This window comes from Pseudomonas palmensis (assembly GCF_049942755.1).
GTDB classification, from domain to species: Bacteria; Pseudomonadota; Gammaproteobacteria; order Pseudomonadales; family Pseudomonadaceae; genus Aquipseudomonas; species Aquipseudomonas palmensis.
Genome location: NZ_CP187958.1, coordinates 4,520,270 through 4,540,824 on the forward strand (window position 1 = coordinate 4,520,270; position 20,555 = coordinate 4,540,824).

19 protein-coding genes and 2 pseudogenes are annotated in these 20,555 nt (G+C 67.1%); 8 read left to right on the forward strand and 13 right to left on the reverse strand.

Annotated elements, in window-relative coordinates:
- Positions 1-224 precede the first annotated feature (224 nt).
- The 7 genes from ACPRTJ_RS20935 to ACPRTJ_RS20965 all read right to left on the reverse strand — a co-directional run bounded on the left by ACPRTJ_RS20935 (position 225) and on the right by ACPRTJ_RS20965 (position 6,452).
- Positions 225-974, reverse strand: coding sequence for an AraC family transcriptional regulator (locus ACPRTJ_RS20935; protein ID WP_043861061.1), 750 nt, complete (start codon positions 972-974; stop codon positions 225-227).
- Between the two features lie 74 nt (positions 975-1,048).
- A complete protein-coding gene (locus tag ACPRTJ_RS20940; RefSeq protein ID WP_426427249.1) occupies positions 1,049-2,305 on the reverse strand; it encodes an FAD-dependent oxidoreductase in 1,257 nt (418 codons plus the stop codon).
- Entirely contained in the window at positions 2,302-2,538 is a 237-nt protein-coding gene (locus tag ACPRTJ_RS20945) for a 2Fe-2S iron-sulfur cluster-binding protein (protein ID WP_088515459.1), read from the reverse strand. The genes ACPRTJ_RS20940 and ACPRTJ_RS20945 overlap by 4 nt, the downstream gene beginning before the upstream one ends.
- Positions 2,531-3,646, reverse strand: a complete 1,116-nt coding sequence (locus ACPRTJ_RS20950; protein ID WP_078480796.1) for an NAD(P)/FAD-dependent oxidoreductase — start codon at positions 3,644-3,646, stop codon at positions 2,531-2,533. The genes ACPRTJ_RS20945 and ACPRTJ_RS20950 overlap by 8 nt, the downstream gene beginning before the upstream one ends.
- Positions 3,643-4,575: a 4-hydroxyproline epimerase gene (locus ACPRTJ_RS20955; protein ID WP_213605809.1), complete on the reverse strand. Its 933-nt coding sequence runs from the start codon at positions 4,573-4,575 to the stop codon at positions 3,643-3,645. The genes ACPRTJ_RS20950 and ACPRTJ_RS20955 overlap by 4 nt, the downstream gene beginning before the upstream one ends.
- 152 nt (positions 4,576-4,727) lie before the next feature.
- Positions 4,728-5,432 (reverse strand): GntR family transcriptional regulator, encoded by a 705-nt coding sequence (locus tag ACPRTJ_RS20960; RefSeq protein WP_043861088.1) that lies wholly within the window; start codon positions 5,430-5,432, stop codon positions 4,728-4,730.
- Positions 5,433-5,474: 42 nt separating this feature from the next.
- Positions 5,475-6,452, reverse strand: a complete 978-nt coding sequence (locus ACPRTJ_RS20965; RefSeq protein ID WP_088515457.1) for a LysR family transcriptional regulator — start codon at positions 6,450-6,452, stop codon at positions 5,475-5,477.
- 113 nt (positions 6,453-6,565) lie between these two features.
- Between ACPRTJ_RS20965 and ACPRTJ_RS20970 the strand changes: the two genes are divergently transcribed.
- The 3 genes and pseudogenes from ACPRTJ_RS20970 to ACPRTJ_RS20980 form a co-directional block, all read left to right on the forward strand.
- Positions 6,566-7,453, forward strand: a complete 888-nt coding sequence (locus ACPRTJ_RS20970; protein ID WP_054916111.1) for an SDR family oxidoreductase — start codon at positions 6,566-6,568, stop codon at positions 7,451-7,453.
- A 274-nt stretch (positions 7,454-7,727) separates the two neighbouring features.
- Positions 7,728-8,324 (forward strand): annotated as a pseudogene (locus ACPRTJ_RS20975) (cache domain-containing protein); the annotation flags it as partial.
- Between the two features lie 318 nt (positions 8,325-8,642).
- A pseudogene (locus tag ACPRTJ_RS20980) lies at positions 8,643-9,236 on the forward strand (methyl-accepting chemotaxis protein); the annotation flags it as partial.
- Between the two features lie 216 nt (positions 9,237-9,452).
- Here the strand turns inward: ACPRTJ_RS20980 and ACPRTJ_RS20985 are convergent.
- From ACPRTJ_RS20985 to ACPRTJ_RS21010, 6 genes are all read right to left on the reverse strand, one after another.
- Complete coding sequence (locus ACPRTJ_RS20985; protein WP_054916110.1) at positions 9,453-10,733, reverse strand: OprD family porin; 1,281 nt, start codon at positions 10,731-10,733, stop codon at positions 9,453-9,455.
- 32 nt (positions 10,734-10,765) lie between these two features.
- Complete coding sequence (locus tag ACPRTJ_RS20990; RefSeq protein WP_426427250.1) at positions 10,766-11,902, reverse strand: ABC transporter substrate-binding protein; 1,137 nt, start codon at positions 11,900-11,902, stop codon at positions 10,766-10,768.
- A 48-nt stretch (positions 11,903-11,950) separates the two neighbouring features.
- Positions 11,951-12,709 (reverse strand): ABC transporter ATP-binding protein, encoded by a 759-nt coding sequence (locus ACPRTJ_RS20995; RefSeq protein WP_229589366.1) that lies wholly within the window; start codon positions 12,707-12,709, stop codon positions 11,951-11,953.
- Positions 12,710-12,714: 5 nt separating this feature from the next.
- The gene (locus ACPRTJ_RS21000) at positions 12,715-14,481 is read right to left on the reverse strand and encodes an ABC transporter permease subunit (RefSeq protein WP_052504234.1); all 1,767 of its coding nucleotides are present in this window, start codon (positions 14,479-14,481) and stop codon (positions 12,715-12,717) included.
- Positions 14,481-15,518, reverse strand: coding sequence for a branched-chain amino acid ABC transporter permease (locus ACPRTJ_RS21005; RefSeq protein ID WP_043861071.1), 1,038 nt, complete (start codon positions 15,516-15,518; stop codon positions 14,481-14,483). The genes ACPRTJ_RS21000 and ACPRTJ_RS21005 overlap by 1 nt, the downstream gene beginning before the upstream one ends.
- A gap of 447 nt (positions 15,519-15,965) precedes the next feature.
- Positions 15,966-16,547, reverse strand: coding sequence for a TetR/AcrR family transcriptional regulator (locus tag ACPRTJ_RS21010; protein WP_043861072.1), 582 nt, complete (start codon positions 16,545-16,547; stop codon positions 15,966-15,968).
- Between the two features lie 294 nt (positions 16,548-16,841).
- Between ACPRTJ_RS21010 and ACPRTJ_RS21015 the strand changes: the two genes are divergently transcribed.
- Genes ACPRTJ_RS21015 through ACPRTJ_RS21035 form a run of 5 tightly spaced genes read left to right on the forward strand, consistent with a single transcriptional unit; the run spans position 16,842 to position 20,554 of the window.
- On the forward strand, positions 16,842-17,657 hold the full coding sequence (locus ACPRTJ_RS21015; RefSeq protein WP_054916107.1) for an alpha/beta fold hydrolase: 816 nt from the start codon (positions 16,842-16,844) through the stop codon (positions 17,655-17,657).
- Positions 17,658-17,663: 6 nt separating this feature from the next.
- The gene (locus tag ACPRTJ_RS21020; protein WP_043861074.1) at positions 17,664-17,960 is read left to right on the forward strand and encodes an extradiol ring-cleavage dioxygenase; all 297 of its coding nucleotides are present in this window, start codon (positions 17,664-17,666) and stop codon (positions 17,958-17,960) included.
- A 4-nt stretch (positions 17,961-17,964) separates the two neighbouring features.
- On the forward strand, positions 17,965-18,816 hold the full coding sequence (locus ACPRTJ_RS21025; protein ID WP_058541176.1) for a protocatechuate 3,4-dioxygenase: 852 nt from the start codon (positions 17,965-17,967) through the stop codon (positions 18,814-18,816).
- The gene (locus ACPRTJ_RS21030) at positions 18,813-19,166 is read left to right on the forward strand and encodes a non-heme iron oxygenase ferredoxin subunit (protein ID WP_043861076.1); all 354 of its coding nucleotides are present in this window, start codon (positions 18,813-18,815) and stop codon (positions 19,164-19,166) included. Before ACPRTJ_RS21025 ends, ACPRTJ_RS21030 begins: the two co-directional genes overlap by 4 nt.
- Positions 19,167-19,204: 38 nt before the next feature.
- Positions 19,205-20,554, forward strand: a complete 1,350-nt coding sequence (locus ACPRTJ_RS21035) for an SRPBCC family protein (RefSeq protein ID WP_426427251.1) — start codon at positions 19,205-19,207, stop codon at positions 20,552-20,554.
- The last annotated feature ends 1 nt before the right edge of the window (position 20,555 follow it).

Consider the following 20,555-nt stretch of genomic DNA (forward strand, 5'->3'; position numbering starts at 1 on the left):
CTGGTAGCGGGCGTATTGTGAATTTCGTATACGATATTTTTATAGCAATGCGCGTGCCTGTTTTTGCCCGGGCGATGCAATTGCTGTGCGGCCCTTGAGCCAGAGGACTTGCGTTGAATCCGGCAGGGCAGGCGGGCGGTGCGCAGGAAACGCTGCCCGGTGCCGGCGGTGTTACATATGGGAGCAGTGGGCGCGGCGGCGCACCCTAAAGGAACACACCGCGTCTAGCGGCGGGTATCGCGGTACTGGCTTGGCGACAGGCTGGTGAGGGCGCGGAACTGGCGGCTGAACGCGCTGTGGTCGGTGTAGCCGCAGCGCAGGGCGATCTCGGTGATCGGCAGGTCGCTGTGGTGCAGCAGCCGCGAGGCTTCTTCAAGGCGCACCTTGTGGATCATCTGGCGCGGGGTGAGCTGGAACACGCGCTTGCAGTTGCGCTCCAGCTGCGCGGCAGACAACCCGGCAATCGCGGTCAGCTCGGCCAGGCTCACGGGCCGTGCGAAGTGCTCGCGAATGTGCGCATCCACCGCCGCCAGGCGATCGAAGCCGGGGTGGCTGGCCTGGGGCGCCTGCAGGTCGCGGGAGATGCCGGCCAGGCCGACGATCTGGCCCTGGGTGTCGAACAGTGCCAGCTTGTGGGTCAGGCACCACACCGGCTGGTTGCCGAAGTACAGGTGCAGTTCGAGCTGGTCGGCCAGCTCGCGGCCGCTGTCGAGCACGCGGCGGTCCTGCGCGGTGTACAGCGGGCCGAAGCGTTCGGGGAACACGCTGTCGGCGGTCAGCCCCAGCAGCTCGTGGCTGTGCCTGAAGCCGCAGCGCCGCGCCAGGGTGTGGTTGACGAAGGCGTAGCGGGCCTGGGTGTCCTTGATGAAGAACACCACGTCGCTCAGCGTATCGAGCAGCGGCGCGATCGGCTGCAGGCTGCTCAGCAGGCTGGGCAGGTCGCAGGGCTGGAAGCTGTTGAGCGATACGTACATGGCGCTGGCGGTCTGGTGGGCACCTTCGGGATCATAGAGATCCGGCGCCCGCCTCGAAAGCCCCGGGCTGCGTTTCATGCGGGCGGGGTGTCGTCCAGGCACAGCAGGGTCTCGATGCGCGCCGGGCTGAACGGCGGGCGCGGCGCCGAGGGCTGCCAGCCGAACAGGTGCTGCGCTGCGGCGCCGCACACCCGGCCCTGGCAGGCGCCCATGCCGCAGCGGCTGCTCAGCTTGGCCTCGCGCCAGTCACGCTGGCCGGCGAGCTTGCTGTAGGGCACGTCCTCGCAGCGGCATACCAGGGTGTCGGGGCGGGCCAGTTGCTTGAGCTGCGGGGCAAGGGCGAAGGCGTGGTTGAGCGCCTTGGCGAAGCCCTGCCAGCGCGCTCGCTGCGGCCAGTGGCGGGCGGCGCCCTGGCGGTCGCCCACGGCCGCCAGCCCGGCAATGGTGCCTTCCACCAGCGCCAGTTCGCTGCCCCCAAAACCGGTGCATTCCCCCGCCGCGAACAGGCCCGGCTCACTGGTGGCCTGCCACGCATCCACGGCCAGCGCCTGGCCGTGGAGTGTGCAGCCCAGGGCCTGGCCGAGCTGGCTGTTGGGAATCAGGCCGAAGCCGCAGGCCAGGCGCTCGCAGGCTAGCTCGACCAACTTGCCGTGCTGGCGCAGGCGCACGCCTTCGAGGCGCTCGCTGCCGAGTGCCTCCACCACATGGCTGTCGGTGCGGTAGTGGCGGTCGAACAGGCCGAACGCCTGCAGCAGCTTGTTTGGCCAGCGCGGCAGTTGTGCGGCAAAACCCGCCACCGCGCCGCGGGTTGCCTGTTCGGCAACGCCTACCACCTGCGCGCCGTTGTGCCGCGCCGTGGCAGCGCTGGCCAGCAGCAGCGGGCCGCTGCCGGCGATCACCACGCGTTGGTCGCGCACCGGCAGGCCGCCCTTGACCAGTGCCTGCAGGCCACCGGCACCGGTCACGCCAGGCAGGGTCCAGCCGGGGAAGGGCAGCAGCAGTTCGCGTGCGCCGGTGCACAGGATCAGCGTGTCGTAGTCGATCACCCAGCCGCGCTCGGCGTCTTCCACCAGCAACTGGCGCGGGCCCGTGGCGGCGATCACGCGGGTCTGCGGGTGGTGCTGCACATTGTTCAAGGCGCCCACGTGCTCGCGCAGGCGCTGTGCCTGCGCCGGCACGCTGGCCTGCGGGCCGTCGCGCCAGATCTGCCCGCCGGGCCAGGGGTTGTCGTCCAGCAGCACGATGCGTGCACCGCTGGGGGCAGCGGCCAGTGCGGCATTGAGGCCGGCCGGGCCGGCGCCGATGATCAGTACGTCGGCATGGGCGCTCATGCGTGGGTCTCCACCTGCATGCCGTCGCGGCACAGGGTCTGGCAGGCCAGGCGGCGCCGGCCGTCGATGCTCACCCGGCATTCCTGGCAGATGCCCATGCCGCACAGCGGTGCGCGGCGCTGGCCGCTTACCGAGGTACGCGTGCAGCCGTCGCCAGCCAGGGCCAGTGCAGCGGCCACGCTGGTGCCTTCGGCCACGCGCAGGGCACGTCCGTCCAGGGTCAGTTCAGGCATGGGTCGGTTCTCCGAGAAAACGCTGTGGCAGGTAGGCCTGTGCGGCCAGGGGCGGGTGTTCGTCGAACAGTTGCGCCACCAGCAGGTCGGCGGTGGCCGGGGCCGTGGTCACGCCCAGTCCTTCATGCCCCACCGCCAGCCACAGGCCGGGGCGTTGCGGGTGCTGGCCCACCAGCGGCAGGCCGTCGGGGCTGGCGGCGCGAAAGCCGGTCCAGGCGCGAATCGCATTGAGCTGGGCCAGCGCCGGCACGTATTCGGTGGCGCGCTTGAGCATCCTGGCAAGCATCCAGCCTTCCACCTGCGGGTCGGTGGTGCCGAACTGGCGTGAGGCACCGATGAACAGCTGGCCGGTAGGGCGCGGCTGGATATTGCACGCGGCCGACGGGCCGCTGGCGTTGTGCGCACTGGTCACGTAGCCCAGTTCCACCAGGGTGTGGGTGACCTGGCCGGGGTAACGGTCGGTGATCAGCAGGTGGCCCTTCTTGGGTTGTATCGGCAGTTCGGGGCACAGTTCGGTGGCCTGGATACCGTTGGCCAGCACTACGGCCGTGGCGGCCAGCCACTGGCCGTCGTCCAGGCGCACGCGGGCGCCATCCACCTCGGCGACCCGTGCCTGGCGCTGGCGAATGCGCGGCTGGTCGAGCATCCAGCGTGCGGTGGCCGGGGCATACAGAATGCCGTCGTCCTCGATCAGCAGGCCGCCCTCCAGCCCTTCGCGCAGCAGCGGTTCGCGTTCGCGCAATCGAGGTGCGCCAACCAGCTGGCAGATCACCCCATGGGCGCGCAGGTTGGCATGCTTGTGCTCGGCCACGGCCATTTCTTCAGCGTTGGCGGCCAGCCACAGGGTGCCGTTGCTGCGGTAGGCGCAGCCTTCGGGCAGGTTGCGCGCAATGTCGCGCCAGCGTTGCAGCGAGTATTGGCTCAGGGCCAGTTCGGCGGGGTTGTCGTCCAGCACCAGCAGGTGGCCCATGCCGGCGGCGGTGGCGCCGGGCAGCCCGGCATCCAGCACCAGCACGTCGAGGCCGCGCCGGGCCAGGGCCTGGGCGCAGGCCGCGCCGATGATGCCGGCGCCCACCACGATCACATCGGCGGCCAGGCCCTGGGTCACAGGCGGATGCCCCAGGCGAACGGGTCGTCCTGCTCGATGATCAGCGTGGCTTCGGCGCTGATATGCGCGCGGCCGCGAATGGTCGGCACGATGCGATCGCCTGCGGTTTCGAACGAGCCTTCGAACTGGCTGCCGATCACGCTGGCCTGGCGCCAGATCTGGCCCGGTTGCAGCTTGCCGTCGGCGGCCAGGCACGCCAGCTTGGCGCTGGTGCCGGTGCCGCAGGGCGAGCGGTCATAGGCCTTGCCGGGGCACAGCACGAAGTTGCGGCTGTCGGCGTCGGGGTCGTCGGCGAACAGCTCGACGTGATCGATCAGGCCGCCGTCCTCGCCGCGCAGGCCCTGATCTTCCAGGGCCTGCTGCACGGCCACGGTGTAGGCGGTGAGCGCGTCGAGGTTGTCGCCGCTGATACGCAGGCCGTGCTCGGCCACCAGGAAGAACCAGTTGCCGCCCCAGGCGATATCGCCGGTCACTTCGCCGATGCCGGGCACCTGCACGCTGACGGCGTGGCGATAGCGGTAGGCGGGTACATTGCGCACGCTGACCGAGTGGTCGTCGTGCAGGGTGGCTTGCACGTTGCCCACGGGGGTTTCGAGGGTGTGGGTGCCGGGGCCGATCCTGCCCAGGTGGGCCAGCGAGATCACCAGGCCGATGGTGCCGTGGCCGCACATGCCCAGGTAGCCGGTGTTGTTGAAGAAGATCACCCCGGCGCAGGCGCTGGGGTCGACCGGTTCGCAGAGCAGTGCGCCCACCAACACATCATTGCCGCGGGGTTCGAGCATGCAGGCGGCGCGCCACTGATCGTGGTGTTCGGCCAGCTGTTGCCTGCGTTCGGCCATGTTGCCGTGGCCCAGGTCGGGGAAGCCTGCGGTGACCAGGCGCGTGGGTTCGCCGCCGGTGTGGGAGTCGATCACGGTGATGCGTTTCATGGGGCGCGTCCGTTGGGGGTATGGACGCAAGGGTGGCGGTTGGTGGGGGGTGGCGTCTTGATGGAATTGCGCGGTGTGGATGACGAAATCGGCATAGGGCCATGACATGTCCGAACTGTTGCAACGCGCCATGGCCTGGGGGTTTTGAGAGATCAGCCTTGTTGGCCCGGCTCCAGACTGGGGTGGGGCTTGGCCATCGGCAAGTGCTCCAGCAAGGTCTCGCACACCCCCGCAATATGCTCATCCAGCAAGCCCACCGCGCGCTCCACATCACCCGCCCGGCATGCATCGAGGATCTCGCGGTGTTCGTGGTCGGCACGCTCCTTGCCCGCCGACAGGCTCATCTGCATGCGCAGGTACCGCTCCAGCTTGTCGTTCACCGAACGGATCATGCTCACCAGAAACGGTCGCTGCGCCGGCTCGTACAGGCACGCATGCAACTCCCAGTTCAACTGCGCCCAGCGGCCCACATCGTTCTCGCCAATGAACTCCTGGCAGATGCGCTCGGCCTGTTCGAACGTGGCCTCGGTCATGTTCGGGATGGCCAGGCGCAACACCTTGTCCTCCAGCAACATGCGCACCTCGAACATCTGCGCCAACTCGAAATCCGACAAGCGCGTGACCATCGCCCCACGGTTGCGCTGGAACATCACCAACCCCTCGGCCTCAAGCCGCTTGAGCGCCTCGCGCACCGGGATCTTGCTGACGTTGAACTGGCGCGCGATGTCGTCCTGGCGAATCGGCTCGTCTTCGTCGAAGTGCCCGGCCACGATGGCATCGCGCAGGTGCCGGGTGATGATCTCGGACGTGGAGGGCGTGTTGCCTAGGTCCGGCGCGTTGAGTTTGGGTAGGTTCACGGTGGCAATCATTCGAGGGGATTTAGGGATATGGTATACGAATTATCTGGAAACGTTCGCCCGAGAGCGCGACGCGTTGCCACACGATGACGGCGACGGCGGCTCGAAACCGTCCCCCGACAGGCACTGGCGCAGGTGCGTCAGCAGCGTCGCGACCTTGGGCTGCGCCTGCCGGCTCTTGAGCCACGCCAGGTGAATCGGCAGGCCGTCGGTGGCCAGCGGCGCCAGCACCTGTACCAGGCTGCCGTCTTCCAGCTGACGGCGAATCAGCCAGGTCGGCAGCTGTGCGATGCCATGCCCGGCCAGCACTGCGGCCACCTGGCCCTCGGCATCGCCCACCGCCATGCGTGCCGGCATGATCCGACGCTCGGTATGCCCGGGGCGGGCGGTAGGGAAGTGCCACGGGCCGACCATGCCGTCATTGAGCCCGTACACGATGCAGCTGTGGCGTTCCAGTTCGAGTTCGTTGCCGGGCTCGCCATGACGCTCCAGGTACGCGGGGGCGGCGCAGAACACCACGCGCTGCGAGCCCAGGTAATGGTGCCCCACCGCCGCCGGCCAGCTTTGCGGCCCGCCGATGCGCACGAACAGGTCGATGCCGGCCTCGACCGGGTCCACGAAGCGGTCGGAGAAGGTCACGTGCGGCATCAGCAGCGCATGCTCGCGCACGCAGGCCAGAATCGCCGGCAGCCCGTGCAGGCGCCCGAAGGCCGCCGGCAGGTCGATGCGTACCCGGCCGCGTGGCTCGGCGTCTTGGGTGCTCAGCGCCAGCTCCGCCTCTTCCAGCTCGGCCAGCACGCCGGTGCAGGTGCGATAGAACGCCGCCCCGGCTTCGGTCAGCGCCACGCGCCGTGTTGTGCGTGCCAACAGGCGCGTGTGCAGCCGCGCCTCGAGCCGCGCGACGCTCTTGCTGACTGCCGAGCCGGTCAGGTTAAGGCGCTCGGCCGCGGCCTTGAAGCTGCCCAGGTCGGCCACGCAGACGAACACGTCGATGCCCTTGAGGCGTTCCGAAGAATACATGTGCCCACCCCATTGATGAATTGCAGTCACTTTACCCGGTAAAACATATCGCCAATACGCCGTTTGTTCCCGAGTAGCCTGATTCAACCTCTACTGCACAACAGGTTGCGACCATGCACGACACCAAGCCCACCGTCCTCATCACCGGCGCCACCGGCCAGATCGGCGGCGACACCCTGCGCTTTCTGCAAGGCGACGACACCATCGAACTGGTGGCCGCCGTGCGTTCGCCGGCCAAGGCGCAGCCCTTCGAGGCCCGTGGCATCCGCACGGTGATCATGGACTTCGACCACGAGCACACCCTGGCGCCGGCCCTGCAGGGCGTCGACCGGGTGCTGCTGGTGACCGGCTACAGCGTCGACATGCTGCGCCAGAGCAAGGCCTTTCTCGACCGCGCACGCCACGCCGGGGTGCAGCACGTGGTGCACCTGGGGGCCTGTGGCGACGACGACGCCACCATCGGCCACTGGGCCTGGCACCAGTTCGTGGAGCGCTATGTGCAATGGTGCGGCTTCAGCTTCACCCACCTGCGCCCGGAGTGCTTCATGCAGAACCTGCTCAGCTACGACGGCACCCAGGCCGTGCGCAACGGCGTGATCGAACAGTACACCGGCCACACGCGGTTCAGCTGGGTCGACGGCGAAGACGTGGCGCGGGTGGCGGCGCAGGCCCTGCTGCACCCGCAGCGCCATGCCGGGCAGACCTACCGCCTGGGCTACGACGTGAAGTCCTACGACGAGGTGGCACAGGTGATGAGCGAGGTACTCGGCCAGCCGTTTCGCTATGACGCGCAATCACCCGACGTGTTTCTCGAAAACATGCGCGCCGCCGGCGCCGAGATGGCCTACATGAGCTGCGTGCACGACAACTTCACGCGCATGGCCGCCGGCACCATCCCCGGGGTCGACCAGGTGTTCGACAATTTCCAGGCCATCACCGGCCGCGAGCCGGTGCGCTGGGTGGACTTCGTGCGCAAGCACCGGGCCGCATTCGCCTACTGATCGAATACATGTCTGAATCTTTTTGTAAGAGGTAAATGACATATTAGAAGCGGGGCAATCTTCATTTTAAAATACAATAGTGTATGTTTGTGCGCGGTGCGCCTTGCGCCGTCGTGCATAACAATAAAATGAGGTATTGCCCCCTATGATCGGGTTGAGACATCTGCGTATCAGCACCCGCATCACCGTGCTGGTGATCGGTATCACCCTGTTTGTCGTGTTGCTCAGTGGCTGGCTGGGGCTGACCCTGCAACGCAGCCTGCTGCAGGAGAAGATGGCCGGTGTCGGCACTGCGCTGGACACCGCATCCACCCTGCTGGCGCATTATGAGAAGCAGGCCGAGGAAGGCCACCTGAGCCGCGCCGAGGCGCAGCGCCAGGCGGCAGAAATGGTCAGCCGCATTCGCTACCTGGGCGACAACTACCTGCTGATTCTCGACCTGCAGCACCGCATGCTCATGCACCCCAAGGCACCCGCCCTGGTGGGCAAGTCGCAGGCCGATTTCAAGGACGTCAACGGCAAGCCGTTCGCCCGTGAAATGATCGACCGGGCCGTGGCCCAGGGGCGCGGCACGGTCGAGTACTGGTTCCCGCGGGCAGCCGGGCAGGCGCCGGAATTCAAGGTGTCCGAGGTGGTGCTGTTCAAGCCCTGGGGCTGGGTGCTGGCCAGCGGCATCCACCCGCAGGACGTGCGCCACGAAGTGAACACGGTGCTGCGCATGCCGGCGTTGCTGGTGCTGGTGGCATTGCTCGGCATGGCGCTGTGCGCCTGGCTGCTGATTCGCAGCATCACTCGGCCGCTCAACCACACCGTGCAGGCGCTGGCCCGCGCCACCGATGGCCACACCGACCTGACCTTGCGCCTGCCCACCGACGGCTTCGACGAGCTGACCCAGGTGGCGCACAGCTTCAACCGCCTGGTGGAGGCTGCGCACCGCGTCACCCGCAGCATGGCCAAGGCCAGCCAGCGCATCTCCAGCACCAGCGACAGCCTGGGGCAGATCACCGAGGCGGCGCAGCGCAGCATGCAGGCCCAGCAACTGGAGACCGACAGCGTGGTCACGGCCATGAGCGAGATGGTCAGCACCGTGCAGGACGTGGCGCACAACGCCAGCGTCGCCGCCAGCGCCACCCGCGATGCCGAGCAACAGGCCACGGCCGGCAGCGCCACGGTGCGCGATGCCGGTGAGGCGATTGGTGCGCTGGCCGAGGCGCTGGAGCACAGCCGCAGCGTGGTGGACCAACTGGCCACCGACTCGGGCAGTGTCGGGCGTGTGCTGGACGTGATCACCGCGATTGCCGAGCAGACCAACCTGCTGGCGTTGAATGCTGCCATCGAGGCTGCGCGTGCAGGTGAGCACGGGCGTGGCTTTGCGGTGGTGGCGGACGAGGTGCGCACGTTGGCGCGGCGTACGCAGCAGTCGACGCTGGAGATCCAGCAGATCATCAACCGCGTGCAGGCCGGTGCCAGCCAGGCGGCGGCGCAGATCGGCGCCAACGTCGAGTCGGCGCAGCAGCCGGTGGCCGCCTCGGCGCGGGCCGGGCAGGCGCTGGCGTTGATCGATGCGTCGGCGTCCACGGTGAGCCAGATGACCTTGCAGATTGCCAGTGCGGCGGAGCAGCAGGCGGCCACGGCAGACGGTATCAACCGCAGCGTCACGCGCATCCACGACGCCTCGACGGTGAGCGCGCGCACCATCGAGCAGACGCGCCAGTCGTGTGATGAGCTGAGGGCGTTGGCGCAGCAGCTGGAGGAGCAGGTGGGGCAGGTAGTTACGGGGTAAATTGTGAGGGCCCCTTCGCGGGGCAAGCCCGCTCCCACAGGATCTCACCCGCCACGCCAGCGTTTTGGACGCACCGCAAGACCCTGTGGGAGCGGGCTTGACCCGCGAGAGGCCTGACCAGGCACTGCAAGACAATCGGACTGTCATGGCCACCCTGGAATGCAAAACGCCCCGGCAAGCCGGGGCGTTTGTTCATCTACACACGATGCCAGCGCGTTACCAAAGCGCCACGGTGTAATCCACGTTCACCCGCAGCTCGTTGTCATCCCTGAACGCCGCAGTCGAGGCAAAGTCATTGCGGTACCATGCATGGCGCAACCGCAATGCAACGTTCTTGAACGTGCCGCTCTGCACCACGTACGACAACTCGATGTCCTTCTCGCTCTCGCTGCGCCCGCTGCCGCCCAGCGCATTCGGCAATTCGATGCGGCTGCCGTCCAGGTAACGCAGCATGCCCTTGAGCCCCGGTACGCCCAGGGCGACGAAGTCGTAGTCATAGCGCACCTGCCAGGTACGCTCCTTGGGGTTGAGGAACTCGCTGCTCAATGCGCCCTCGCTCACCACCATCGGCTCGGACCCGGCGATGTACGGCATCGCCGTATCGCCGCTCAATTGCATGTAGCCCAGCCCCAGGCTGTGTGCGCCCAGACTGTAGGTGCTCATCACGCCGAAGGTACGGTTGTCGACCTTGCCGGCCCTGGCCGGGCCGTCCTCGCCGCTGATGTGGTAACGCACATCGGTCTTCAGGCGCCCGTTCGCCACCGCACGGTTGTCGACGAAGCCGACGTAGTCCTGGCGATAGATGTCCTCCAGCTGCGCATGGTAGTACTTGAGCACCAGCTGCTCGGACCACTGATAGTCGCCGCCGCCATAGGTGAAGCTGTCCGACTCGGCCGCACCATTGAAGCGCCGGTTGGGCGCGGCGACGGTGATCTTCTGGTAGTTGGTGGAATCGCGCTGGTTCATGCGGTCCAGGCGCCCGCCGCTGAGGGTCAGGTTGTCGATGTCCTGGGACTTGAACTGCACCCCGCGAAAGGTCTGCGGCAGCAGGCGCGTGGGGCTGGCGAACAGGATCGGCGAAAACGGTGCCAGGGTGCCGGCCTGCAGTTCGGTCCTGGAGACCTTGACCTTGCCGGTCAGGCCCAGCTCCGAATAATCGTCGCGCGGGTCGCGGTCCCTGGGGTCGAACGGCAGCAGCCCGGTGCCGGTGCGCGCGGGGCTGGAGTCCAGTTTCAGGCCCAGCATGGCCTGGGCATCCAGGCCGAAGCCGACGGTGCCCGGGGTGTAGCCGGAAGTGAAGCGCAGGATGAAGCCCTGGGCCCATTCGCGCGTCGCCGACTGCGCCGATTCGCCCTTGTAATCACGGTCGAAGTAGTAGTTGCGCGCGGTCAGGGTGGCCTTGCTGTCTTCGATGAAACCCTGGGCCAGCAGTGCCGGGCTGAGCCCGCACAGGGTGCCGAGGGCGAGGGTGGTGTTGACCCGTTTCAGAGTGCTCATGGATCTGCCTTTTTTATTATTGTTGTGGGGGTTTATTCAGGGGCATGCAGCAGGACCCATTGCTGGTCCTGCACGCTCACCAGTGCACGCGCGCGCTGGTCATGGCCGAAATGGTCGGTGGCGCTGAGGTTGTACACGCCATGGGTGCCGACCACGTCGCGGGTCTGCTCCAGCTGGTCGCGCAGTTGCTGGCGAAATTGCGTGGTGCCGGGCTCGGCACCCTTGAGCGCCGCCGGGGTGGCCGCCTGCACCAGCAGCATGGCGTCGTACAGGTAGGCGCCGAACGGCGACAGGCTGTTGTCGCCGTACTTGGCCTGGTAGTCCTGCGCGTACTGGCTGGCGATGGCCTTGGAGGGGTGGCTGGCGGGCAGCTTGTCCCACACCACCACCGGGCCCACCGGCAGTATCGCACCGTTGAGCGCCTTGTCGCCGATGCGCAGGAACGCGCTGTTGGCCGCGCCGTGGGTGTGGTACACGGTGCCCTTGTAGCCCAGCCGGCGCAGCTCGGTATGCGGCAGCGCCGCCGGGGTGCCGGTGGCGCCGATCAGCACCGCGTCGGGCTTGCTGCTCATCACCTTCAGCGCCTGGCCGCTGACCGACGAGTCGGTGCGGTTGAAGCGCTCGTCGCGCACCAGCGTGATGCCTGCCGCCGACGCCATTTCGCTGAGCACCTTGTGCCAGTCTTCGCCCCACACATCGTTGTAGCCGATGTAGGCGAGGGTCTTCACACCGTTCTGCTGCATGTGCTCGATCAGCGCCTGGGCCATCAGGGTGTTGGTCTGGGCGATGGTGAAGATCCAGCTCTGCTCGCCGCTGGCGGGGCTGAACGGTGCCAGGGCGATCTGCGCGGTCTGGCTCTCCTTGGCGATCTGCGCGACTGCTGCCGAGGTGGGCACGGTGGTCGAGCCGATCAGCAGGTCGACCTTGTGCTCGCTGACCAGCTTGCGCGCGTTCTTGGCCGCGGCGGTACTGTCGCTGGCATCGTCCAGTACCACGTATTTGACGGCCTGCCCGGCAATCTCCCTGGGCAGCAGCGCCACGGTATTGCGCTCGGGGATGCCCAGCGAGGCCCCCGGGCCGGTGGTGGAGAGAATCACGCCGACGGTCATGTCGGCCTGTGCAGCGGTCGACAGCGTGGCCAGCAACAGCAAGGGAAGAATAGGTTTCATGCAAGCTCCTGATATTGTTTTTATGGGTGTGGCAAGTGCTGCGGGGCGCTACGTGCCGGTAGCGCTGATCACCTCCGTGGTGGCGGTGGGCGCGGGTGCGCGGCCCAGGTAGCTTTCGACCACCCGGGGGTTGCTGGCCAACGCCTGGGCGTCGCCTTCAAGCACGATCTCGCCGACCTCCAGCACGTAGCCGTAGTCGGAAATCTTCAGCGCAGCGCGGGCGTTCTGCTCCACCAGCAGGATCGACACGCCGCTCTGGCGCAGGGTGTCGAAGATGGTGAAGATCTCGCCGATCACCCGCGGCGCCAGGCCCAGGCTCGGTTCGTCGAGCATCAGCAGGCGCGGTTTGGCCATCAGCGCGCGGCCGATGGCGAGCATCTGGCGCTCGCCGCCCGAGAGCGTGCAGGCGGCCTGCTGGCGCCGTTCGAGCAGGCGCGGGAACAGCCCGAACACCTCGTCGAGGGTCTGCTGATGGTCGCGAAAACCGCGCCGGTGGCGGCTGAAGGCGCCCAGGCGCAGGTTGTCCTCCACGCTCATCAGGCCGAACAGCTCGCGGCTCTCGGGCACCAGCACCATGCCCTGGTCGATGCGCTGGGCCACGTCGTGGTGGCCCAGCAACGCCTGGCCGGCGTAGGTCACCTGGCCCTGGCAGGGCAGCAGGCCGATCAGCGCCGCCATCAGGGTGGTCTTGCCGGCGCCATTGGGGCCGATCAGGCTGACGATCTGGCCTTCTTCCAGGTGCAGGTCGAGGTTGCGTACCGCCTCGACCTTGCCGTGGTTGATCGACAGGTTGCGCACATCCAGCAGGCGACTCATTCGACACCTCCGAGGTAGGCGGCCAGCACCGCAGGGTTCTGCTGGATCTGCAGCGGGGTGCCGCTGGCCAGGGGCTGGCCGAATTCCATCACCACGATGTGGTCGGCCAGGCCCATCACGAACTCCATGTCGTGCTCCACCAGCAGCACGCCCAGGCCCTCGCCACGCAACTGCTCGAGCAGTTGCGCCAGCGCCTGTTTCTCGCCATGGCGCAGGCCGGCGGCGGGTTCGTCGAGCAGCAACAGCAACGGGTCGCTGCACAGCGCCCGGGCGATCTCGACGATGCGCTGCTGGCCCAGCGGCAGGCTGCCGGCCGGGGTGTGCAGGTATTCGCCCAGGCCCACCCGCTGGATCTGACGCGTGGCCTCGGCGAGCAGGGCGGCTTCTTCCTTGCGTTCCAGGTGCAGCATCGAGCGCAGCAGCCCGGCCTTGCCCCGGGCATGGGCACCGAGGGCGACGTTCTCCAGCACGCTCATCTCGCCCAGCAGGCGCACGTGCTGGAAGGTGCGGCTCACGCCCAGGTGGGCAATGGCGCGCGGCGACAGGCCTTCGATGCGCTGGCCGTTGAAGGTGATCTGCCCGGCATTGGGCGTCAGCACCCCCGACAACAGGTTGAACAGGGTCGACTTGCCGGCGCCGTTGGGGCCGATCAGCGCGGTGACCTCGGCGGCATTCACCGACAGGCCCATGTTCTTGTTGGCCACCAGCCCGCCGAACTGCTTGAGCAGCCCCTGGGCCACCATCAGCGGCTTGCCGGCCGCCGGCATGCTGCGCCGGGGCAGGGCCGGCGCGTCATCCAGCGCCAGGGTGCGCGGGCGGCTGGCCGGCAGCACGCTGCGCAGCACCGGCAGCAGGCCGCCGCGGGCGTACTGCAGCACCAGGATCACCAGCACGCCGAAGAAGATCATCTCGACGTTGTCGGCATGCCCGAACAGCTGCGGCAGCACGTCCTGCAGCACCTGCTTGATCAGGGTCAGCAACGCTGCGCCCAGCAGCGCGCCCCACAGGCTGGCGACGCCGCCCAGCACGATCATGAACAGGTACTCGATGCCCATCACCACCGAGAACGGCGTGGGGTTGACCACCCGCTGCAGGTGCGCGTACAGCCAGCCCGACAGGGCCGCCAGCAGGGCGGCGATGATGAACACCTGCAGACGGCTGCGTGCGGTATCGATGCCCATCGCCTCGGCCATCCCGGCCGATTCCTTGAGGGTGCGGATGGCACGGCCCTGGCGGCTGTGCAGCAGGTTGTCGAGCAGCCACAGGCTGGCCGCCAGCAACAACCCGATCAGCACGGCGAAATCGGCCGAGCCGCTGATCTGCCAGCCCAGCAGCTCGATGTTCGGCAGGTTCTGCAGGCCGCCGAAGCCGCCCAGGCCCGGCAGGTTGCCGAACAGGTAGAACAGCGCCAGGCCCCAGGCCAGGGTGCCGATGGGCAGGTAGTGCCCGGCCAGGCGCAGGGTCAGCAGGCCCAGGCTGGTGGCCACCACCAGGGTGATCGCCAGCCCCGCCAGCAGGCCCAGCCACGGCGACAGGCCGTACTGGGTGGTGAGCACCGCGCTGGCGTAGGCGCCAATGCCCACGAATGCGGCCTGGCCGAACGAGGTCATGCCGCCGATGCCGGTCAGCAGCACCAGGCCCAGGGCCACCAGGCTGTACAGGCCGATGTAGTTGAGCAGGGTCACGTGAAACGCGGGCAGCACCAGCGGCGCCAGGCCCGCCACCAGCAGCAGGGCCAACAGGGGGATCAGTCGCAGGGCCATCAGTGTTGCTCCTCCAGATGCGGGTTTTTCAGCGACAGCCACAGCAGCACCGGGATCACCACGGTGAACACGATGACCTCCTTGTAGGCCGAGGCGCCGAAGTTGGCGAAGCTCTCCAGCACGCCGACGAAGAACGCACTGGCCGCGGCTATCGGGTAACTGGCCAGGCCGCCGAAGATCGCCGCCACAAAGCCCTTGAGGCTGATCAGAAAGCCCGAGTCGTAATACAGCGTGGTCAGCGGGCCGATCAGTACCCCGGAGATCGCGCCGATCAGCGCGGCCAGGCCGAACGCGGCCTTGCCGGCCAACTGGGTGGGGATGCCCACCAGCTGTGCGCCGGTACGGTTGAGCGCAGTGGCACGCAGCGCCTTGCCGTACAGGCTGTGGCCGAAGAAGGCATACAGCAGGCCGATCAGCAGCAGCGCGCTGCCGATCACCAGCAGGCTCTGCAGGCCCACCGGCAGCTCGCCGAGCATGAACACCGACTCGGCCAGGGCCTCGGTGCGCACGCCCTCGGCGCCGAACATCAGCAGGCTCACGCCCACCAGCGCGATATGCACCGCCACCGACACGATCAACAGCAACAGCACCGAGGTCTCGGCCACCCGCTGGTACACCAGGCGGTACAGCAACGGCCCCAGCGGCGTGACCAGGGCCAGGGTCAGCAGAATCTGCAGCAGCGCCGGCAGGCTCGCCAGGTCGAGGTTGCCCAGCACCGCCCACAACAGCAGCGGCAGGCTCAGGTAGCGCGCCAACAGGCCCGGCAGCCGGCGCCATTGACGGCGCCGTGCGGCGTCGGTGCAGTCCAGTGCGCAGGCGGCCAGCGAGCAGCCCAGCAGCAGCCACACGGTGCCGGGCATCAGGCCCAGCTGCAGGGTGGCCAGGGTCAGGGCGCTGTAGGTGACGAAGTCGCCCTGGCACACCAGGATGGTGCGCGTCACCGAGAACACCAGCACCAGGGCCAGCGCCACCAGTGCGTAGATCGCGCCCGTGGTCAGGCCGTCCTGGGCAAGAAACGCCAGTATCGAGAAATCCATGGGCAGGCCTCAGCGAGCAGTGGGCAAGGGGGAGGTGGGGTGCCGGTCGCAGAGGGCGGTCGGCGTCGGTGCGGCGGTGCCGTACCGGGGGCGTGACGGGTCGGGCGCGCAGGGCGGGACCCGGCGAGAGCGTGCAGGCGCGTGCATAGTGAAGTACTCGTTTTCTATTCTTATTGTGGTGCGCCCCTGCCCGGGGCAGGGCAACATGCAAGGCGTTTAAATACACATGTGCATGTGTATGTATAGACTACGCGGGAAGGTGGGCGGCTTGTCAACAGGCGCCGCAGCGGCGCGCCTGCATTCGCCGATTTATTCGATTATCTATTTGAATTTATTGAATAAATATTTTTCAAGACGAGCGTGCCAATACCCGCTGGATGGCGGGTATTGGATATACAAAGATACATTTGTGTATTTGCAATGTGCCGAGCGGGTCGGCACAGGCGCTCAGGCCGGGGCGTGGCTGCACGCGGGGAGGAGGATGCCGGCCATGCGCTGGCTGCGCGCCAGGCGTTGTTGCGGGGTGTCTTCGCTGTGCAGCAGCGACAGGCTGATCTGGTAGGCGTAGATCAGGTAGGCGCGGTCCTGGGCTTCGTCGCTGGGCACGCCGGCCTGAATCAGCAACCCCTCGATGTAGTTCAGGCGGTGGCTGTCCACCTCGTCGATGGCCTGGCGCGCCTGCTTGTCGCGCCGAGCCCAGCCGCGGATGCCCAGTTCGATTGAGGCGGCGTCCTTGGCGGTCTGGCCGTGGGAAGGCAGCTCCAGCAGGCGCTGCAACTGCTGCAGCGGCGAGCTGTGGGCCGTGCGCAGGTTGAGGATCACATCCTCGGTGGCGCGTGCGCGCCAGTTGCCCAGGATGCCTTCGAGCAGTTCGCCGCGGCTTTTGAAGTGGTAGTAGAAACTGCCACGGGTGATCTTCAGTTCCTTGGCCAGGGTGTCGACGCGCACGGCGTCGACGCCGCTGGTGACAAGCACTTCCTGTGCCGCATGAATCCAATCTTCCCGCGTGAGGTTGGTGCGTGATGACATTGTGTAGGGCCTTGTCCAACAAGCTGGATAAGCGCCAGGGCAGCGCAGGGTTCGACGCTTGGCCTTGGCAGCAAACCGTCATTCTAACGCCCGCCGCAACGGCGAAGCTATTGCCGGCATTGGCCACAAGGCCAGTGCCGGGTGTCCGCATCCTGCCATACATGACAGTACATAGGTGTAGGTACGGCTGCTCATTATTTGAAAATAGTCATGTTTTTTCATTGACTCAGGTCAAAACGGTAAATAGCATGCAGATACACAACTGTATGTTAAGAATAAAAACCGGAGGCCGACATGAGCGCAACTGCAAAGACTCTGCTCGCAGCAGGGCACCACACCCACTACCACGAGGCCGGCCAGGGCGAGCCGCTGTTCCTGCTGCACGGCTCGGGCCCGGGTGTTTCGGGTTGGGCCAACTGGGCCGCCAGTGTGCCGGTGTTCGCCGACCGCTGGCGGGTGATCGTGCCGGACATCGCCGGCTTCGGTTTCACCGAGTTCAAGGATGACGCCCGGTACGACATCAAGCTGTGGGTCAGCCACCTGATCGGCATCATGGATGCCCTGGATATCCAGAAGGCCTCCTTCATCGGCAACTCGTTCGGCGGCGCCCTGGCCATCGGCCTGGCGGTGTTCGCCCCCGAGCGCGTCAACAAGCTGGTGCTGCTCGGCACCCCGGCCGGCGAGTTCGTGCAGACCCCCGGCCTGCGCGGTGCCTGGGAGTACGAGCCGTCGCTGGCCAACATGCGCCAGCTGATGGAGCTGTTCCCCTACGACAAGGCGCTGATCACCGACGCCATGGTGCAGGCCCGCTACGAGGCCAGTGCCCGGCCCGGTGCCCAGGCCGCCTTGCGCAAGCTGATCCCGCAGCCCGCCGCCGAAGGCCAGACGATGGTCAAGGGCTTCCCCGCCGCCGCGCTGGCCAAGATCGTGGCGCCGACGCTGGTGGTACACGGCCGCGAAGACCGTGTGGTGCCGCCGGAGTGCGGGCTGCTGATCGCCAACAGCATTGCCGACGCCGACCTGCACCTGTTCGGGCGCTGCGGTCACTGGGTCCAGAGCGAACAGCCACGGCGCTTTGCCGCGCTGGTTCGCGACTTTCTCGGCGAGTAGTCCGGCATGAGCAGAAACGTGATGGAGCGGGTGCTGTGGCAGCTGTGCGTGGAGCGCGCGGCCAAGCAGCGCTTTCGTGAAGACGCCGCAGGCTTCGTGCAGCGCTTCGCCCTGGCCCCCGACGAGGCGCAGATGATCCTCGACTTCGACGTGGCCGGCCTGCAGGCGGCCGGGGTCAACCCGATGCTGACCATGGGCTTCTGGCAGGAGCTTTCGCCGCAACGCAGCATGCGCGTCTACAAGCAGCGCCTGGGCTGTACCGATGAACAAGGCGCGGGGTTTTCCGCCGCGCTCAAGGGGTGAACCGATGGGCAAGATAGTGGGCGGCTTCTGGATGCCGCATGACCCGGTGATGTTCGTGGCGCCCGATGCGCCACCGGCCGCACAACGCGATGCCGTATGGGGCGCCTATGCCCAATGCGCCGAGCGCCTGGCCGCCTTGCAGCCCACGGCGGTGATCATCGTCGGCTGTGATCACTACATCCTGTTCGGCCCCCATTGCCTGCCGCGCTACGTGATCGGCACCGGCGACGTGGACGGCCCCATCGACCGCCTGCCGGGCCTGGACCGGGGCGTGGTGCGCAACCACCAGGCGCTGGCCGAGCACATCGTCCATCACGGTGAAGGGCAGGGCGTGGACTGGACCGTGGCGCGCAGCTTCACCGTCGACCATTCGTTCTCGATCCCGCACCAGCTGGTGGTCAAGCCGGCCGAGGCCCTGCTGGGCCGTGAGCTGCCGAGCATCCCGGTGTACCTGGCGTGCGGCGTCGACCCGTACATCTCGCTGGAGCGCTCGGCCGACCTGGGCCGGCAACTGCGCGCGGCAGTCGAGGCGTTCGACGCCGACGAGCGCGTGGTGATCATCGGCAGCGGCGGCATCAGCCACTGGGTAGGCACCGTCGAGATGGGCCAGGTGGCCGAGGACTTCGACCGCGAAATCCTTGCCCACGGGGTCAACGGCGACCTGCAGGCACTGTGCGCCTACCGCGACGAAGACATCCTGCGTCGGGCCGGCAACGGCGCGATGGAAATCCGCAACTTCGCCTGCGCCATGGCCGCCCTGGAGCGTCCGCGCGGTGAAGTGATCGCCTATGAAGCCGTGCCCGCCTGGGTCACCGGCCTGGGCTTTGTGCAACTCAACAACGAGGAGCCGGCATGAGCCGCGTACTGCTTTGCCAGCGTGACGAGCTGGCGCCGGGCGAACTGAAGAAGGTCGCCAACGGCGATGGCGATGCCCTGTGCGTCTACAACCTGGGCGGCACCTTCTACGCCACCACCGACATGTGCACCCACGCCACCGCCTCGCTGGCCGAAGGCGACATGGAAGACGACCTGATCACCTGCCCGGTGCACTGGGGCCAGTTCCATATCCCCAGCGGCAAGGCCGTGACCTTCCCCTGCGAACGGCACCTGCGCACCTACAAGGTCATTGTCACCGACCGCGAGGTGTATGCCGACACGGCCCTGGAAGCCGACGAGGCGCTGGCCGACGCCGACAGCCCGGTCTGACCGGGCGCCGTCCAACCGCATACCTGTGAGTCTGAACCATGGATAACAACAAGCACATACCGCTCAGAACCCTCGAAAGCACGCCCGCCCTGGGCAACCTCGACCGCCTCTGCGACATGCAGGAGGGGCGCCTGTCGGGCAAGGTGTTCTGGGACGAGGCGATCTACGAGCAGGAGCTGGAGAAGATCTTCGCGCGCTGCTGGCTGTTCGTCGCCCACGAATCCCAGCTGCCCAGGTCCGGCGACTACCTGACCACCTCGATGGGTGAAGACGAAGTGCTGGTGGTACGCCAGAAGGACGCCTCGATCAAGGTGTTCCTCAATGCCTGCCCGCACCGCGGCAACAAGGTGTGCTTTGCCGAGGCCGGCAGCGCCCGCGGCTTCATCTGCAACTACCACGGCTGGTCGTTCGGCGCCGATGGCGGGCGCCTGATGGGCATGCACGAATCCAAGTGCTACGAAGAAAGCCAGTTCGACAAGTCCAGGCATGGCCTGCGCGAAGCCCGCGTGGCCAGCTACAAGGGCCTGGTGTTCGCCACCTTTGCCAGCGATGCGCCGACCCTGGAGGAGTACCTCGGGCCGATGACCTGGTACATGGACGTGATGCTCGACATGGACGAGGGCGGCAGCGAGTTCCTGGGCGGCTGCATCCGCTCCACCATCGAGTGCAACTGGAAGATCGCCGCCGAAAACTTCGTCGGCGACATCCTGCACGGCGGCTGGACCCACGACTCGGCGGCCAAGGCCATGCTCGGCGGCCCGGTGGCCAATGTCGGCGAACTGCCCGAATCCTACTCGGTGAACTGGAACGGCCACGGCTACGAGTTCGCCACCGACGTGGTCGGCAACGCCGCCACCCTGGGCGAAAAGGACATCAACAAGTACCTGCACGTGCTGCGCCCCAAGGTCGCCGAGCGCCTGGGCGAGTTCCGCTCAAAGCTGATCGGCGCGATCTCCTCGTTCACCGTGTTCCCCAACTTCTCGTTCCTGCCGGGGCAGAACACCGTGCGCATCTGGCAGCCGCGTGGCCCGCACAAGATCGAGCTGTTCACCTGGGTCATCGTCAACAAGAACGCCCCGCAGGACATCAAGGACAAATGGCGCCGTGGCGCGATGATGACCTTCTCGCCCACCGGCGTGTTCGAGATGGACGACGGCGAGAACTGGGAATACTGCACCAAGACCAGCCGTGGCGTGGTCACGCGCTACCAGGACCTGTACGTGGGCCTGGGCATGCACACCCGCCTGGACGACAGCGAGCTGCCGGGCAACGTGTTCAAGGGCCAGCTCAACGAATGCAACGCGCGGGCGTTCTACCAGCGCTGGAAAGACCTGCTGCAGGCACCGACCTGGGCCGACGTACCAGACCGCAACGGCACGCTGCGCTGAG

Bases quoted from the DNA above. Each gene is read 5' to 3' on its own strand.
- ACPRTJ_RS20940 (WP_426427249.1), bottom strand. From the start codon at position 2,305: ATGAGCGCCCATGCCGACGTACTGATCATCGGCGCCGGCCCGGCCGGC.
- ACPRTJ_RS20990 (WP_426427250.1), bottom strand. From the start codon at position 11,902: ATGAAACCTATTCTTCCCTTGCTGTTGCTGGCCACGCTGTCGACCGCT.
- ACPRTJ_RS20955 (WP_213605809.1), bottom strand. From the start codon at position 4,575: ATGAAACGCATCACCGTGATCGACTCCCACACCGGCGGCGAACCCACG.
- ACPRTJ_RS21030 (WP_043861076.1), top strand. From the start codon at position 18,813: ATGAGCCGCGTACTGCTTTGCCAGCGTGACGAGCTGGCGCCGGGCGAA.
- ACPRTJ_RS21035 (WP_426427251.1), top strand. From the start codon at position 19,205: ATGGATAACAACAAGCACATACCGCTCAGAACCCTCGAAAGCACGCCC.
- ACPRTJ_RS21020 (WP_043861074.1), top strand. From the start codon at position 17,664: ATGAGCAGAAACGTGATGGAGCGGGTGCTGTGGCAGCTGTGCGTGGAG.
- ACPRTJ_RS20970 (WP_054916111.1), top strand. From the start codon at position 6,566: ATGCACGACACCAAGCCCACCGTCCTCATCACCGGCGCCACCGGCCAG.
- ACPRTJ_RS20945 (WP_088515459.1), bottom strand. From the start codon at position 2,538: ATGCCTGAACTGACCCTGGACGGACGTGCCCTGCGCGTGGCCGAAGGC.
- ACPRTJ_RS21005 (WP_043861071.1), bottom strand. From the start codon at position 15,518: ATGGATTTCTCGATACTGGCGTTTCTTGCCCAGGACGGCCTGACCACG.
- ACPRTJ_RS20985 (WP_054916110.1), bottom strand. From the start codon at position 10,733: ATGAGCACTCTGAAACGGGTCAACACCACCCTCGCCCTCGGCACCCTG.
- ACPRTJ_RS21025 (WP_058541176.1), top strand. From the start codon at position 17,965: ATGGGCAAGATAGTGGGCGGCTTCTGGATGCCGCATGACCCGGTGATG.
- ACPRTJ_RS20935 (WP_043861061.1), bottom strand. From the start codon at position 974: ATGTACGTATCGCTCAACAGCTTCCAGCCCTGCGACCTGCCCAGCCTG.
- ACPRTJ_RS20965 (WP_088515457.1), bottom strand. From the start codon at position 6,452: ATGTATTCTTCGGAACGCCTCAAGGGCATCGACGTGTTCGTCTGCGTG.
- ACPRTJ_RS21000 (WP_052504234.1), bottom strand. From the start codon at position 14,481: ATGGCCCTGCGACTGATCCCCCTGTTGGCCCTGCTGCTGGTGGCGGGC.
- ACPRTJ_RS21015 (WP_054916107.1), top strand. From the start codon at position 16,842: ATGAGCGCAACTGCAAAGACTCTGCTCGCAGCAGGGCACCACACCCAC.
- ACPRTJ_RS21010 (WP_043861072.1), bottom strand. From the start codon at position 16,547: ATGTCATCACGCACCAACCTCACGCGGGAAGATTGGATTCATGCGGCA.